The sequence below is a fragment of the Streptomyces sp. TLI_053 genome (assembly GCF_900105395.1).
Taxonomy (GTDB): Bacteria; Actinomycetota; Actinomycetes; order Streptomycetales; family Streptomycetaceae; genus Kitasatospora.
In genome coordinates this window covers 9,357,826-9,373,047 of record NZ_LT629775.1, presented here as the reverse complement: position 1 = coordinate 9,373,047, position 15,222 = coordinate 9,357,826, and the positions used below count along the sequence as shown (strand labels likewise).

9 protein-coding genes are annotated in these 15,222 nt (G+C 73.7%); 7 read left to right on the top strand and 2 right to left on the bottom strand.

The window, feature by feature from the left end; all coding sequences use genetic code 11:
* Nucleotides 1-39: 39 nt before the first annotated feature.
* Complete coding sequence (locus BLU95_RS38915) at nucleotides 40-1,392, bottom strand: L-serine ammonia-lyase (protein ID WP_093864170.1); 1,353 nt, start codon at nucleotides 1,390-1,392, stop codon at nucleotides 40-42.
* 237 nt (nucleotides 1,393-1,629) lie between these two features.
* Here BLU95_RS38915 and BLU95_RS38910 point away from each other — a divergent pair, with 237 nt between their 5' ends.
* From BLU95_RS38910 to BLU95_RS38890, 5 genes are all read left to right on the top strand, one after another.
* On the top strand, nucleotides 1,630-2,637 hold the full coding sequence (locus BLU95_RS38910) for a helix-turn-helix domain-containing protein (protein ID WP_093864169.1): 1,008 nt from the start codon (nucleotides 1,630-1,632) through the stop codon (nucleotides 2,635-2,637).
* Nucleotides 2,638-2,803: 166 nt separating this feature from the next.
* Entirely contained in the window at nucleotides 2,804-4,012 is a 1,209-nt protein-coding gene (locus BLU95_RS38905; RefSeq protein WP_093864168.1) for a S8 family peptidase, read from the top strand.
* A gap of 142 nt (nucleotides 4,013-4,154) precedes the next feature.
* The gene (locus tag BLU95_RS38900) at nucleotides 4,155-5,036 is read left to right on the top strand and encodes an alkaline phosphatase family protein (protein WP_093864167.1); all 882 of its coding nucleotides are present in this window, start codon (nucleotides 4,155-4,157) and stop codon (nucleotides 5,034-5,036) included.
* Between the two features lies 1 nt (nucleotide 5,037).
* On the top strand, nucleotides 5,038-6,363 hold the full coding sequence (locus tag BLU95_RS38895; protein ID WP_093864166.1) for an MFS transporter: 1,326 nt from the start codon (nucleotides 5,038-5,040) through the stop codon (nucleotides 6,361-6,363).
* Nucleotides 6,360-7,406, top strand: a complete 1,047-nt coding sequence (locus tag BLU95_RS38890; protein WP_093864165.1) for a TolB family protein — start codon at nucleotides 6,360-6,362, stop codon at nucleotides 7,404-7,406. The genes BLU95_RS38895 and BLU95_RS38890 overlap by 4 nt, the downstream gene beginning before the upstream one ends.
* Before the next feature lie 199 nt (nucleotides 7,407-7,605).
* Here the strand turns inward: BLU95_RS38890 and BLU95_RS38885 are convergent, their stop codons facing one another.
* Complete coding sequence (locus tag BLU95_RS38885) at nucleotides 7,606-7,776, bottom strand: hydrophobic protein (RefSeq protein ID WP_093864164.1); 171 nt, start codon at nucleotides 7,774-7,776, stop codon at nucleotides 7,606-7,608.
* 421 nt (nucleotides 7,777-8,197) lie between these two features.
* On the opposite strand from BLU95_RS38885, the gene BLU95_RS38880 reads away from it, so the two are divergent.
* Together BLU95_RS38880 and BLU95_RS38875 are read left to right on the top strand one after the other, a co-directional pair.
* On the top strand, nucleotides 8,198-12,466 hold the full coding sequence (locus tag BLU95_RS38880; protein ID WP_093864163.1) for a HAMP domain-containing protein: 4,269 nt from the start codon (nucleotides 8,198-8,200) through the stop codon (nucleotides 12,464-12,466).
* Nucleotides 12,467-12,668: 202 nt separating this feature from the next.
* A complete protein-coding gene (locus BLU95_RS38875; protein WP_093865445.1) occupies nucleotides 12,669-15,200 on the top strand; it encodes a SpoIIE family protein phosphatase in 2,532 nt (843 codons plus the stop codon).
* Nucleotides 15,201-15,222 lie beyond the last annotated feature (22 nt).

Below are 15,222 nucleotides of genomic sequence, written 5' to 3'. Positions count from 1 at the left end.
CTACGAGCCCCTCCCACAGAGCGAAAGGTTGATGGGTCGTCAGCAGCGCGGTACGTGGAGGGCGAGGCCGCCGCGCGAGGTCTCCTTGTACGTGGACTTCATGTCGGCGCCGGTGTCGCGCAGGGTGCGGATGACCGCGTCGAGCGGGACGAGGTGCCGACCGTCGCCGTTGAGGGCCAGGCGGGAGGCGGTGACGGCCTTGACGCTGCCGATGGCGTTGCGCTCGATGCAGGGGATCTGGACCAGGCCGGCCACCGGGTCGCAGGTGAGGCCGAGGTGGTGTTCCAGGGCGATCTCGGCGGCGTTCTCGACCTGGCCGGGGGTGCCGCCCAGGACCTCGGTGAGGCCGGCGGCGGCCATGGCGGCCGCGGTGCCGACCTCGCCCTGGCAGCCCACCTCCGCGCCGGAGATGGAGGCGTTGCGCTTGACCAGGCTGCCGATGGCGGCGGCGGTGAGCAGGAAGCGGACGGTGCCCTCCTCGTCGGCGCCGGGGGTGGACCGGTGGTAGTGGTGCAGGACGGCGGGAACGATGCCGGCGGCGCCGTTGGTGGGGGCGGTGACCACGCGGCCACCGGCGGCGTTCTCCTCGTTGACGGCCAGGGCGTCGAGCGCGACCAGGTCCAGCGCGCGCAGCGGGTCGGCGGGGCGGCCGTCGGCGCGGACCAGACGCCGGTGCAGGGCCGGGGCACGACGGGGGACGTCGAGGCCGCCGGGCAGGGTGCCCCCGGTGCGGTGGCCGCGTTCGACACAGCCGCGCATGACCGCCCAGACCTGGAGCAGGTGGGCACGGACCTCGGCCTCGGGGCGACGGGCGGTCTCGTTGGCCAGCACGACGTCGCTGATCCGGCCGTCCCCGGCGAGGCGGAGCAGCTCCTCGGCGTCGGAGAAGGGTGCCGGGGCGTCGGCCGGGCCGGTGCCGCCGGCGGGGTCCTCCCCCGCCTCGCCGAGCAGGAAGCCGCCGCCGACCGAGTAGGCGGTGCGCTCGGCCAGGACGGCACCGCGGCGGCCGAGTGCGGTGAAGGTCAGGGCGTTGGGGTGGGCGGGCAGTGAACGCTCCGGGTGCAGGACCAGGCTGTGGCGGACGGTCGGGCCGCCCGGCAGCCGGACCCGGCCCTCGGCCTCCATCCGGCGGAAGCGCTCCTCGGCGGTGGTGATGTCCACCGTCGCGGGTTCCTCCCCGGCCAGGCCGAGCAGGACGGCCCGGTCTGTGCCGTGGCCGGTGCAGGTGGCGGCGAGCGAGCCGAAGAGTTCGGTCCGGACGGCCGCCAGCCGCACCAGCAGGTCCTTCCGGTCGAGTTCCTGGACGAAGTGCCGGGCGGCGCGCATCGGGCCGACGGTGTGTGAGCTGGACGGTCCGATGCCGACGCGGAAGAGGTCGAACACGCTGATCAAGGGGGCTCCAACAGGGCAGGCGGGTGGACGGGCAGAGCGGGGCGGAAGGCGGGGGCGGACGGCCGCCGCCCCTGGTCTACCGCCGACCGGCCGGACGTGGTGGCGATCACTCGCCAACGGCGTCGGCGGGCATCCGCCACACCGCCCGCCTGGAAGGCGCCCCCGGGTCGTGCCACCATCCCGGGACGCGGCCGGTGGCGGTAGGTGCCCGGGCCGCCCGTCACGGGAGGAACACGCATGGAGGACGAGGATCTGCCGGCGCACCTGTGCCGGCTCGGCCTGACACGCCGTGAGGCGGAGCTGTACGAGGCGCTGCTGGCCTCCGGTCCCGGGGGCCGCCGCGGGGAGGCGGAGGCAACCGGGGCCGAGGAGACCGGGGTGGAAGGAACCGGGCCGGAGGAGCTCGGGCCCGAGCTGGCGCGGCTGCGGCGGCTGGGACTGGTCACCGTCGCCACCACCGACCGGCGGCGGCACGTACCGGTGGAACCCACCGTGGCCCTGGAGTACCTGGCGCACAGCCGGGCCGCCGAGGTCCGTGCGGCGCAGCAGGCGGCGGTCAACGCCTACCGCGGGTGGCGGCGTTCGGCCGGTACGCAGCGCACGGACGACCTGGTGGAGGTGGTCACCGGGGACTCCATCGTCGAGGCGATCGAGACCATCGAGGCGGCGGCCGAGCGGGAGGTGCTGCGCTTCGACTCACCGCCGTACCACACCCACGGCGCCGCCAATCCGATCGAGATCGAGAACCTCCGCAGGGGGGTGGAGTACCGGGTCGTCTACGCCAGATCCGCCGTCCAGCACGCCGCCTACTACGCCGTGAACATCCAGCCCTCCATCGCGGCGGGCGAGCAGGCCCGGATCCTGCCCACCGTGCCGGTCAAGCTGACCGTGTTCGACCGGCGGCTGGCGATCGTCTCGATGTCCTTCGTCGAGGCCGAGGCGAACGACTCGCTGCTGCTGGTGCACCCCTCCAGCCTGCTCTCCGCGCTGACCGGCCTGTTCGAGACCTCCTGGCGGGCCGCTCTGCCGATGCACCTGGGGGACCGGGTGCCCCCGGCGCTCAGCACGGTCCAGCGGCGGATCGTCGAACTGCTGGCCACCGGGGTCACCGACGAGACCATCGCCGAACTGCTCGGCATCAGCCGCCGCACCCTCTCGCGCCAGTTGGAGCAGCTCAACTCCCGTGCGGGGTCGGTCACCCGCTTCCAGATGGCGTTGCACGCGGCACGCAACGGATGGATCTGAACGGCCGGTCGACGGACGGATCCACCGGCCGATCAACGGGTGGATCGACCGGCCGATCGCGGACAGCTGCGGTGGCGAGGCTGCGCCAGTGGCGGCGGGTGGCGCCCACGGCCCGCTCCCGGACGGTACTCCTGGTGGCCCCCGACGCACCCACCAGGAGCCCCACGTGCCCGAGCACCGCGCAGTCCGCCGCGCCCTCGTCCTCACCGCGGCCACCGCCGCCCTCGCCGCGACGGTCGCCGCCGCCCCGTCGTCCGTACCCCGAGTCCGCTCTGCGCAGGAGCCGTTGGCCGGACGCTACGTGGTGGTGCTGCGCGACGGCCCGGCCGCCCCCGCCGCCGTCGCGGACCGCCTGACGCACGTCCACGGCGGCACCGTCCACGCCGTCTTCGACACCGCGCTGCGCGGGTACGCCGCCGAGCTCACGGCCACTCAGGCCCAACGGGTCGCGGCGGACCCGGTCGTCGCCTCGGTCGAACAGGACGGGATCCACCACACCTCCGTCGGAGCGACGAACACCCTCTCGTCCACGGCGAGTTGGGGTCTCGACCGGGTCGACCAGCGAACCCTTCCGCTGGACGGTACCTACACCGCACCCAACAACGGCACCGACGTCACCGTCTACCTGGTCGACAGCGGACTGCGCACCACGCACACCCAGTTCGGCGGCCGGGCGCGGATCGGCGTGGACCTGGTCGGTGACGGCCGCAACGGCGCGGACTGCCTCGGCCACGGCACCCACGTCGCGGGAACGGTCGGCGGCAAGGACACCGGCGTCGCCAAGGGTGTGCGGCTGGTCTCCGTCCGGGTCACCCCGTGCAACGACTCCATACCCACCTCCTCGATCATCTCCGCCGCCGACTGGATCACCAGGAACGCCGTCAAGCCGGCCGTGGTCAACATGAGCATCAACGGCGGGGTCAGCTCCGCCGAGGACAAGGCGATCCGCGCCTCGATAGCCTCCGGCGTCACCTGGGTGGTCTCCTCGGGCAACGGCAACACGGACGCCTGCAAGAACTCGCCCGGCGACATCGCGGAGGCAGTGGTGGTGAACAACTCCACCTCCGACGACCAACGCCGCTCGGACTCCGACTGGGGCCCCTGCACCGATCTGTTCGCCCCCGGGACCGGCATCGTCTCGGCCTGGCACACCGGTGACACGGCCACCCACACGCTGACCGGCACCTCGATGGCCGCACCGCACGTCACGGGCGCCGCCGCGCTCTACCTCTCCGCGCACCCGGGGGCCACCCCCGCGCAGGTGCAGGAGGCACTGGTCCGGGCCGCCACCGCCGACAGGATCGGCAAGGCCGGCAGCAACACGCCCAACCGTCTGCTGTACGTCCGCCCGCTGGGCGACAACCCGACCCCGTGACGGTCGAGCCCCGCCGCCAGCGTGCGCCGCCGACACGACCGTGCGGCAGTCCGGCCCCACCCGCGCGGCCGTACGGCGCCCCCACCCCCACCCCCAGCCTCACCCCCTCACCCTCACCCTCACCCTCACCCAGGAGATCAGCATGTCCGGCGGAACCCCCCTCGGCGCGAGGAAGACCCTCGCGCTCTCCGCGGCCCTGACGGCCACCCTCGCCACCGCCCTCGCCACCACCGGCTCCGGCCGCGCCTCGGCCGCGCCCGCCTTCCCGCGCCCGGACCACGTCGTGGTCGTCGTGATGGAGAACCACGCCTTCAAGCAGATCATCGACAGCAGCAGCGCCCCCTACATCAACTCCCTCGCCAAGGGCGGCGCCGTACTGAAGGCCTCGTACGGCATCACCCACCCCAGCCAGCCCAACTACTTCGCCCTCTTCTCCGGCGGCACCCAGGGCATCACCGGCGACGGCTGCTACTCGGTCGGATCGATGTCCGCCGCCAACCTGGGCTCGGAGCTGATCGCGGCCGGCCGGACCTGGGGCAGCTACAACGAGTCCCTCCCCAGCGAGGGCTCCACCACCTGCAAGAGCGGCAAGTACGCCCAGAAGCACAACCCCTGGTTCGCCTTCAAGAACGTGCCGGCGAAGTCGGGCCACACTTTCGCCCAGTTCCCCACCGACTTCACCGCACTGCCCACCGTCTCCTTCGTCGTCCCCAACCTCTGCAACGACATGCACGACTGCAGCGTGGGCACCGGTGACGGCTGGATCAAGAACAACCTCGCCGCGTACGCCGACTGGGCCAGGACCCACAACAGCCTGCTCGTGGTCACCTACGACGAGGACGACCGCAACAGCGGCAACCAGATCCCCACCGTGCTCTACGGGCAGCCCGTCAAGGCCGGGAGCGCGCCCACCACCAAGTACAACCACTACCACCTCCTCCGCACCCTGGAGGACCTCGCCGGGCTCACCGCCCACGCCGGCAAGGCCGCCGAGGTCGGCGACATCACCGGCATCTGGAACTGACGTGTACCTCGCGGACAGCCGCCGCCACGCGCGCCCGTCCGCCGACGCCGCCCCGGCCCTCGCGCCGGGGCGGCCCGCGCGGACCACCGTCACCCGGATCGCCCCCACCGTGCTGGCCCTCGGCACGGTCAGCCTGATCACCGACGTCTCCTCCGAGATGGTCACCGCCGTCCTCCCGCTCTACCTGGTCACCGCGCTCGGCGTCTCCCCGCTCGGATTCGGCGTGCTGGACGGCGTGTTCAACGGCGCCTCCGCCACCCTGCGGCTGCTCGGCGGCCTCCTCGGCGACCGGGCCGGCGGACGGCACAAGACCGTCGCCACCCTCGGCTACGGTCTCTCCGCGCTCTGCCGCCCGGCCCTCCTGCTGGTGCGCACCGCCCCGCTGATCGGCCTGGTGCTGGCGGTCGACCGGGTCGGCAAGGGCCTGCGGACCGCACCCCGGGACGCCATGATCTCCCTCGCCACCCCGCCCGAACGGCGCGGCCGCGCCTTCGGCGTGCACCGCGCGATGGACACCGCGGGAGCGCTCGCCGGACCCCTGCTCGCCTTCCTCGTCCTGCGCGGCGCCCCCGGCGGCTACCACGCCGTCTTCACCGTCAGCTCCTACGTCGCGGCGCTCGGCGTGCTGGTCCTGGTCCTGCTCGTCCCCGGCCGCGGGCTGCGCCCGGCCGCGGCGCCGGCGGCCCGACCGCGGGCACGCGGACTGCTGCGGCTGCCGGCCCTGCGCCGGACCACCGCCTGCGCGGCCCTGCTCGGACTCGCCACCGTCAGCGACTCCTTCCTCTACCTGCTGCTCCAGCGGCGGCTCGAACTGCCGCTCGCCTGGTTCCCGCTGCTGCCGCTGGGCACGGCCGCCGTCTATCTGACGCTGGCCGTCCCGTTCGGCGTGCTCGCCGACCGGATCGGGCGCCGACGGATGTTCCTGCTCGGGCACGCCGCCCTGCTGGCGGCCTACGGACTCCTGCTCGCCCGGCCCGGCACCGACGTGTCGGCGACGGCGGTCACCGCGACGGCGGCGGCCGGTGCGGTCCTGCTGCTGCACGGGGTCTTCTACGCCGCGACCGACGGTGTGCTGGCCGCCGTCGCCGCAGGCTCCGTCCCCGAGCACCGGCAGGGCGCCGGACTGGCCCTGGTCGGCACCGGCCAGGCCGTCGGACGCTTCGCCTGCTCCTTCGCCGTCGGCGCGCTCTGGAGCCGCTGGGGCGACACCGCCGCCCTCGCCGTCATGACCGCCGCCCTCACCACCGCCGTCGCGGCGGCCGTCACCCTGCTGCGCCCGGTACCCGGCCGTCCGTCCCCCGACCACCGCGAGGCAGAATTCTCATGACACTCCGCCAGCGAATGCTCGTGCTGCTCACCGCCGCCGCCGTCCTGCTCGCGGCCGCGGTCCTGACCGTGCTGCACTCCGGCGACCGGGCCCAGGACGCCGCCCACCGCGCGGGCCGGGACGGCCCGCCCGTCAGGGCCGGCGCCGTCACCCTCGGGCCGCAGAGCGGCGGGCCGCACCTGGTCTTCCGCTCCATGCTCTGGGGCGACCAGCGCGACCACCTCGCCACCGTCCCCCTCACCGACCTCGTCCGCACCGCCGACCCCGCTGCCGCGCGGACCGTCGCCGCCCCCGCCTGCCTGCGCTTCCACGCCGCCGCCGGCACCGGCATCTGCCTCCGGGCGGAGCACGGCCTGCTCGGCGACAGCTACCGGGCCGTCGTGCTCGACGCCGACCTGAAGGAGGTGCGCCGCTACGACCTGGCCGGCATCCCGACCCGGGCCCGGGTCTCCCCGTCCGGCCACCTGATCGCCTGGACGGTCTTCGTCGGCGGAGACTCCTACGCGGGCACCGACTTCTCCACCCGCACCTCCGTCCTGGACACCCGCACCTGGACCCTCCAGGAGAACCTGGAGACCTACGCGGTCACCCTGGACGGCCGCCCCCACCGCGCCGCCGACACCAACCTCTGGGGCGTCACCTTCACCGACGACCGCCACTTCCACGTCACCCTCGCCACCGGCGGCCGCACCTGGCTGGCCGCCGGGGACACCGTCTCGCACACCCTCACCACCCTGCACGGCAACGTCGAGTGCCCCTCCCTCTCGCCCGACGGCACCCGCATCGCCTACAAGAAGCGCGTCCCCGGCCTCCCCGAGGACGCCCCCTGGCAGCTCTACGTCCTCGACCTCGCCACCATGGCCGAGACCCCGACCGCCGAACGGCGCACCCTCGACGACCAGGCCCTCTGGCTGGACGACCGCACCCTCGCCTACGCCCTCCCCGGCGACGACGGCACCGACCTGTGGACCGTCCCCGCCGACGGCACCGGCGACCCCGTCCTGCTCGCCCGGGCCGCACTGGCACCGGCCGTGGTCTCCTGACCCCCTGCCCGGAGCACGGGTTCGAGCACCGGCGGGAAGCGGCCGAAAAGCGGTGCCCCCCGTCGCCCGCGGCCCCACCGAACCCGGCGGGTCCGGCGCGTCCGGCGGGTCCGGGGGGTCCGGCGGGTCCGGGGCCCGGACGCGCCGGTGCCCGTCGGCCACTGCGGCCGACGGGCACCGGTGGCGCGGGGCGCGGCGGCTACCAGCGGTACCACCGGCCCCGGCTGCCGGTGGAGGTGGTACCCCGGGCGAGGAAGCCGAGCAGCCAGACGGCGAACACGACCACGCCGATCCACCACAGGACCTTCACGGCGAAGCCGAGCCCGAAGAGGAGGAGGACTAGCAGCAGGACCAGGATCAGACCGAGCACGGTACGGACTCCTCACGCTGTGGGAATGGTTCACGACCCGGGTGCCCCGGTTCCGCCGGGTCATGCACCGTCCTGCCGGATCACCTGCATGACCTGGATCACCCGGCTTCACGGGCCGGCCCGCTTCCCGGGCCTGGATCGCCTCGGCCGTTGAGCCCGGTCGTTCCGGGGCACACGGCTTCCGACCGGGAAGGCGTCCGGCGGGCGCGGAAGCGTCCGCCGAGCCCGTGGCGGCCCCCTCCAGGACCGCCCCCGGCGCCCGTGGCGCACGAAGCGCCGCTGTCAAGGCGTACGAACGGGTCGGTGCCGGGCTTTCCGGTTCCGGCAGCGGCTGGGGTAGCCTCCCAGGCGGTACGTGCCCGTGTTGTCGGTCGGCCTCCGTGCCCCGGCGCCGGGCTGGGCTCTAGAGAGGCGACGTTCGATGGCTGGCTCAGCAACGCCCAACGGTTCGCGCGGGAGCGCGAATCCTTCCGCCACCCAGGTCGGCGTGCCGGAACTGCGGCTCCTGCTCGCCGGTCTGACGGCGGTGCGCGACGGCGACTTCGGGACCAGGCTGCCGGACGACGCGGACGGCCTGCTCGGCGAGATCGCGACCGTGTTCAACGGCATGGTCGACCAGTTGTCCCGCTTCACGTCCGAAGTGACCCGGGTGGCCCGGGAGGTGGGCACCGAGGGGCGGCTCGGCGGTCAGGCGCAGGTGCCCGCCGTCTCCGGGACCTGGGCCGACCTCACCGACTCGGTCAACGCGATGGCCGGCAACCTCACCACCCAGGTCCGGGACATCGCCCAGGTCGCCACCGCCGTCGCGAAGGGCGACCTCTCGCAGAAGATCACCGTCGACGCGCGCGGCGAGATCCTCGAGCTCAAGAACACCGTCAACACCATGGTCGACCAGCTGGGCAGCTTCGCGGGCGAGGTGACCCGGGTCGCCCGCGAGGTCGGCACCGAGGGCATCCTCGGCGGCCAGGCCGATGTGAAGGGCGTCTCCGGGACGTGGCGCGACCTCACCGACTCGGTGAACTTCATGGCCGGCAACCTGACCGGCCAGGTCCGGGCGATCGCCCAGGTCGCCACCGCGGTGGCCGACGGCGACCTCTCGCAGAAGATCACCGTCGACGCGCGCGGCGAGATCCTCGAACTCAAGAACACCATCAACACCATGGTCGACCAGCTGAGCTCGTTCGCGGGCGAGGTGACCCGGGTCGCCCGCGAGGTCGGCACCGAGGGGCGGCTCGGCGGACAGGCCGACGTCCGCGACGTCTCCGGCACCTGGCGCGACCTCACCGAGTCCGTCAACGTGATGGCCGACAACCTGACCGCGCAGGTCCGGTCCATCGCCTCGGTGACCACCGCGGTCGCCCAGGGCGATCTGACGCAGAAGATCCGGGTGGACGCGCGCGGCGAGATCCTGGAGCTGAAGGAGACCATCAACACGATGGTCGACCAGCTGTCCGCGTTCGCGGACGAGGTGACCCGGGTGGCGCGGGACGTCGGCACCGAGGGCAACCTCGGCGGCCAGGCCACCGTCCGGGGCGTGTCCGGCACCTGGAAGGACCTCACCGACAACGTCAACGTGATGGCCTCCAACCTGACCGGCCAGGTCCGCTCGATGTCGGACGTGGCGACCGCGGTGGCCCGCGGCGACCTCTCCCGGAAGATCACCGTCGAGGCCAAGGGCGAGGTCGCGGCGCTGGCCGACGCGATCAACACGATGGTGGACACCCTGTCGGTGTTCGCCGACGAGGTCACCCGGGTCGCCCGCGAGGTGGGCACCGAGGGGACGCTCGGCGGGCAGGCCCGGGTCCCGAACGTCGCCGGGACGTGGAAGGACCTGACCGACAACGTCAACTTCATGGCGCACAACCTGACCAGCCAGGTCCGCAACATCGCCCAGGTCACCACCGCCGTCGCCAACGGCGACCTCACCCGCAAGATCGACGTCGACGCGCGCGGCGAGATCCTCGAGCTCAAGACCACGATCAACACCATGGTCGACCAGCTGAGCTCGTTCGCCGCCGAGGTGACCCGGGTGGCCCGCGAGGTCGGCAGCGAGGGGCGGCTCGGCGGTCAGGCCGAGGTGGAGGGCGTGTCCGGCACCTGGAAGCGCCTGACCGAGAACGTCAACGAGCTCGCCGGCAACCTCACCCGCCAGGTCCGCGCCATCGCCGAGGTCACCAACGCCGTGACCGCCGGCGACCTCACCCGCTCGATCACCGTCGACGCCTCCGGCGAGGTCGCCGACCTCAAGGACAACATCAACTTCATGGTCGAGTCGCTGCGCGAGACCACCCGCGCCAACGAGGACCAGGACTGGCTCAAGACCAACCTCGCCCGCTTCTCGGCCCTGATGCAGGGCCGGCGGGACCTGGGCGTCGTCGCCGAGTCCATCATGGACGAGCTCACTCCGCTGGTCTCCGCGCAGTGCGGCGCCTTCTACCTCGCCGAGGAGACCGACAGCGGGACGGTGCTGCGCCTGGTCGCCTCCTACGCCTTCCCCGGCGACTCGTCCCGGCCCGGCCCGTTCCGGCTCGGCGAGTCCTTCGTCGGCCAGTCCGCCCGCAGTCGCCGCGCCATCGTGGTCGACCAGCTGCCGCCCGGCTACCTGTCCGCCACCTCCGGTCTGGGCCGCACCGACGCGCTGGCCCTGATGGTGCTGCCGATCATCGTCGAGGACCAGGTCCTCGGTGTGATCGAGCTCGCGGCCGTCCAGCCGTTCACCACGGTGCACCGGGACTTCCTCGGCCAGCTGATGGAGACCATCGGCGTCAACGTCAACACCATCGTCGCCAACGCCCGCACCGACGAGCTGCTCGGCGAGTCCCAGCGGCTCACCGCCGAACTCCAGGCCCGCTCCGAGGAGTTGCAGGCCCGCCAGGAGGAACTGCAGGTCTCCAACGCCGAGCTGGAGGAGAAGGCGGAGCTGCTGGAGGCGCAGAAGAGCGACATTGAGGCGAAGAACCTGGAGATCGAGCAGGCCCGCCAGGAACTCGAGGACCGGGCCCACCAGTTGTCCGTCGCCTCGAAGTACAAGTCGGAGTTCCTGGCCAACATGAGCCACGAACTGCGCACCCCGCTCAACAGCCTGCTCATCCTCGCCCAGCTGCTCGCCCAGAACCCCACCCGGAACCTCACCGCCAAACAGGTCGAGTACGCGGGCATCATCCACTCCGCCGGCTCCGACCTGCTCCAGCTCATCAACGACATCCTCGACCTCTCCAAGGTCGAGGCCGGCAAGATGGACCTCAACATCGAGACCGTGCCGCTGGCCACCCTGGTCGAGTACGTCGAGGTGACGTTCCGCCCGATGACCGGCCAGAAGAGCCTGGCCTTCACCGTGCGCAGCGGCGACGGCGTGCCCGGGGAGCTGCGCACCGACGACTACCGGCTGCGCCAGGTGCTGCGCAACCTGCTCTCGAACGCCGTCAAGTTCACCACGCAGGGCGGAGTCGACCTGCGCATCGAGCCCGCCGCCGAGGCGGAGCTCCCCGACGGCGTGCGCCGGGACGGCCCGGTGGTCGCCTTCCGGGTCACCGACACCGGCATCGGCATCGCCCCGCAGCACCTGGAGACGGTGTTCGGCGCCTTCCAGCAGGCCGACGGCACCACCAGCCGCAAGTACGGCGGCACCGGGCTGGGCCTGTCGATCAGCCGCGAGATCGCCTACCTGCTCGGCGGCGCGATCACCGTCGAGAGCACCCTCGGCCAGGGCAGCACCTTCACCCTCTACCTGCCCACCACCCGGCCCGACCTGTCCGAGCCCGCGACGGCGACCGCCACGGCGGTCGAGCCCGTCGGCGCTCCGCCGCGCGCCGACGGCCCCGCGGTGCCGCTGCCGGCCCGCCGCCTGCTGGTCGTCGAGGCCCGCGCCAACGGGCTGCTCGGCCTCGTCGCCGAGAACGCCCTCGCCGGCCTGCCCCGCACCGACGGCCGCGAGGTGGAGATCGTCACCGCGGTCGGCATCCACGAGGCCGCCGCCACGCTGGCCGACGGGCCCTGCCACTGCCTGGTCCTCGACCTCGACCTGGCCGACGGCGCCGCGCTCGCGCTGCTGCGGGACATGGACGGCGACCCGGCCCTGCAGTCCGTCCCCGTGCTCGCCCACCGCAGCCGTGTCGTCGCCACCGACGACGACCTGCTCACCCGGGGGGCGGCCCGGCCGCTGGAGATCCTCTCCAGCCTCGACGAGCTGCGCGAACGGGTCGCCCTGCACATGACCGCCGAGCGGCCCGAGGACATCCGCCCGCGCACGGCCCGGACCGCACCGGCCTGGGACCCCGACGCCGACCCGAGCCTCGCGGGCCGCACCGCGCTGGTCGTGGACGACGACGACCGCAACCTCTACGCGATCACCGGGATCCTCGAGCTGCACGGGATGAACGTGCTGCAGGCCGAGAACGGGCGCGCCGCGCTGGACGCCCTGGCCACCCACGCCGCGATCGACGTCATCCTGATGGACGTCATGATGCCCGAGATGGACGGCTACACCGCCACCGCCGCGATCCGCGCGATGCCCGAGCACGAGCGGCTGCCCATCATCGCCGTCACCGCCAAGGCCATGCTCGGCGACCGGGAGAAGAGCCTCGCCGCCGGAGCCAGCGACTACATCACCAAACCGGTCGACGCCGCCGACCTGATCGGCCGGATCAGGGACCAGCTGACCGCCCGGGCACTGAACCCCGGACAGAGCTGACCCGCACCCGATCCGCCAGGAGGCCGCAGTGCAGCAACCCCACGACCCGCCCGTGCAGCAACCCCACGACCCGTCCGCGGACCGGCCCCACGATCCGGGGGCGCAGCAACCCGACGACCCGGGGACGCGGCAACCCCACGCCCCGGGGGCGCACCGGCCCGACGACCCGCCCGCGGACCGCGGGGCCCCCGGGGCGGGGCCCTTGCCCCGCGCCGGAACCCCCACCGTCGGACCGCAGCGCGACCACGCGGACGCCCGGCCCGCCGACGCCCGCCCGGCCGCCACCGCCGTCACCCGCCTCGCCGCCACGGTGGAGAACCTCCGCGCGGAGCTCGCCCGGGCCCGGGCCGACGCCGCCGGCCGCTCCCTGGTGGAGATGGCCGCCGGCGTCCTGGTCGAACGGCTGCGGTGCGGCCCGACGGAGGCGGCCGGCCAGCTCACCGCGCTCGCCGAACAGGCCGGTGTGCCCGTGCTGGAGCTCGCCGCCGAACTGGTCAACGAGGTCGCGGCCGACCGGATCTCCGCCATCGCGCGCGAGTTCGTCACCTCCTCCGTGGACCGTGGCTCCGGGGAGCGTGCCTCCGGGGGCCGTACCTCCGGGGACCCTTCCTCGGCGGAGGGTTCCTCGGCGGAGGGTTCCTCGGCGGAGCGTCCGTCGGTGGGCCGTTCCGAGGAGGCCGCGGTGCGCCTGCGCGCCGCCGAGGCGCACAGCCTGGCCGCCGGTGACAGCGAGTCGGTGGCCCGCTCGATGCTCGCGACCGCGCTGCGCCCGCTGGGCGCCGTCGCCGTCGCGATCTGGGCCGCCCACCCCGACCAGTCGCTGACCCTGGAAGGCAGCGCGGGCTTCGGCGAGGCCGAGGCCCGCCGCTGGCGCTACGTCCCGCCCGGCGTGTCCACCCCGGCCCGGCGGGCGCTCGACGAACGGGAAACGGTCGTCCACCCCACCCTCGTGCACGCGGCACTGCCGACCATCGGCCAGCACGAGTACACCGGCGGGCGCATCGCGGTTCCCGCCGGGACCGGCGGACGGCTGATCGGCGTGCTGGAGATCTGCTGGCCCGCCGACCTGCCCCCGCGGTCCCAGTCGCTCCAGCGCCAGTTCGAGGCGCTGGCGGAACTCTGCGCCACCACCCTGGAGACCTGGACCGATTCCGCCGGTTCCAAGCGCACCGACCACGAGTTCGACGACCTCCAGCGGCTCACCGACGGCGTCCTCGACCCCTGCCTGATCCTCCGGCTCGCACCCGGCCGCGCCGAACTGCCCCTGGAGTTCGCGGTCCGGCACGTCAACCCCGCGTTCGTCGACTTCGCCGGCCGGCCGAACAGCGCGGTCGCCGGCGCGCGCCTGCTGGAGGCCTATCCGCTGGCCGCCGAGGCCGGGGGCCTGGCCGAGAAGGTCGAGCACGTCTTCGCGACCGGCGAGCCGTTCCGCGCCACGGACATGCGCCTGGCCGCCACCGTCGACGGCATCCCGCTGCTCGCCCGGGCCCAGGTCAGCATCAGCCGGCACGGCCGGCACATCGTGGTGATCTGGCGGCTCGACGACGGCACGCCGAGGGTGGCCCGGCTCCTCCAGCACGCGCAGCGCCTGGGACGGATCGGCGGCTTCGAGGAGAACGTCCAGACCGGCCAGATCGCCTGGAACGAGACCCTGTTCGAGCTGCACGGCCTGCCTCCCAGCGCCCGGCCGATCGCCCTGGACCGGCTCGCCGAGCACGCGCATCCCGACGACCGCCCGGCGATCGGCCGGTTCCTGCGCACCCTGCTGCACCACCGGCGGCCGGCCGCCACCGCCTTCCGGCTCCAGCGCTCCGACGGCGTGGCGCGCCACATCCGCGTCGTCGCCGAGCCGGTGCACGACGAGAACGCGGCGCTCACCACCGTGCGCGGCGCCTACCAGGACGTCTCCGCGCAGCACTGGACCGAGGTCGCCCTCGCCGCCACCCGCGACCAGCTGGCGCACAGCGAGCAGCAGGCCGCCGAACGCAGCCGCCTCGCCCTCCAGCTGCAGCACGCCATCATGCCGCCCGCCCGCGGACCGCTCACCCTGCACGACCTCCAGGTCGCCGTGCGCTACCGGCCCGCGGAGAAGGACCACCTGGTCGGCGGGGACTGGTACGACACCCTCGCTCTGCCGTCCGGCGAGATCCTGCTGTGCGTCGGCGACGTCGCCGGGCACGGCATCGAGGCCGCGACCGGCATGGTCGCCCTGCGCAACGCCCTGCGCGGCCTAGCCGCCACCGGCGCCGGTCCGGCCCAGTTGCTGACCTGGCTCAACAGCGTCACCCACCACCTCACCGACAACGTGACGGCCACCGCCGTCTGCGCGCTGTACCACCCCGGGACGCGGCGGCTGCGCTGGGCCCGGGCCGGCCACCTGCCGCCGGTGCTGCTGCGCGCGGGCCGGGCCAGCGCGCTGCCGCAGCCGGGCGGGATCCTGCTCGGCGCGCTCGACCACGCCGACTACGAGGAGTCGCACCTCGACCTCGAGGCCGGCGACACGCTGGTGATGTTCACCGACGGTCTCATCGAACGCCGCGACGAGTCCGTCCAGGCTTCGCTGGACAGCCTGATGTCGCTGAGCGAGAAGACGTCCCATGCTGAGGACGGCACCCCCGACTCGCTGGCGAGCCACCTGGACCACCTGCTGCGCTACAGCAGCGCGGACACCGACGACGACACCTGTCTGGTCGGCATCGCGGTCGACCGGGCGACCGGCGCGCCGGAGGAGTGAGATTCCGGGGTCGACCCGCACA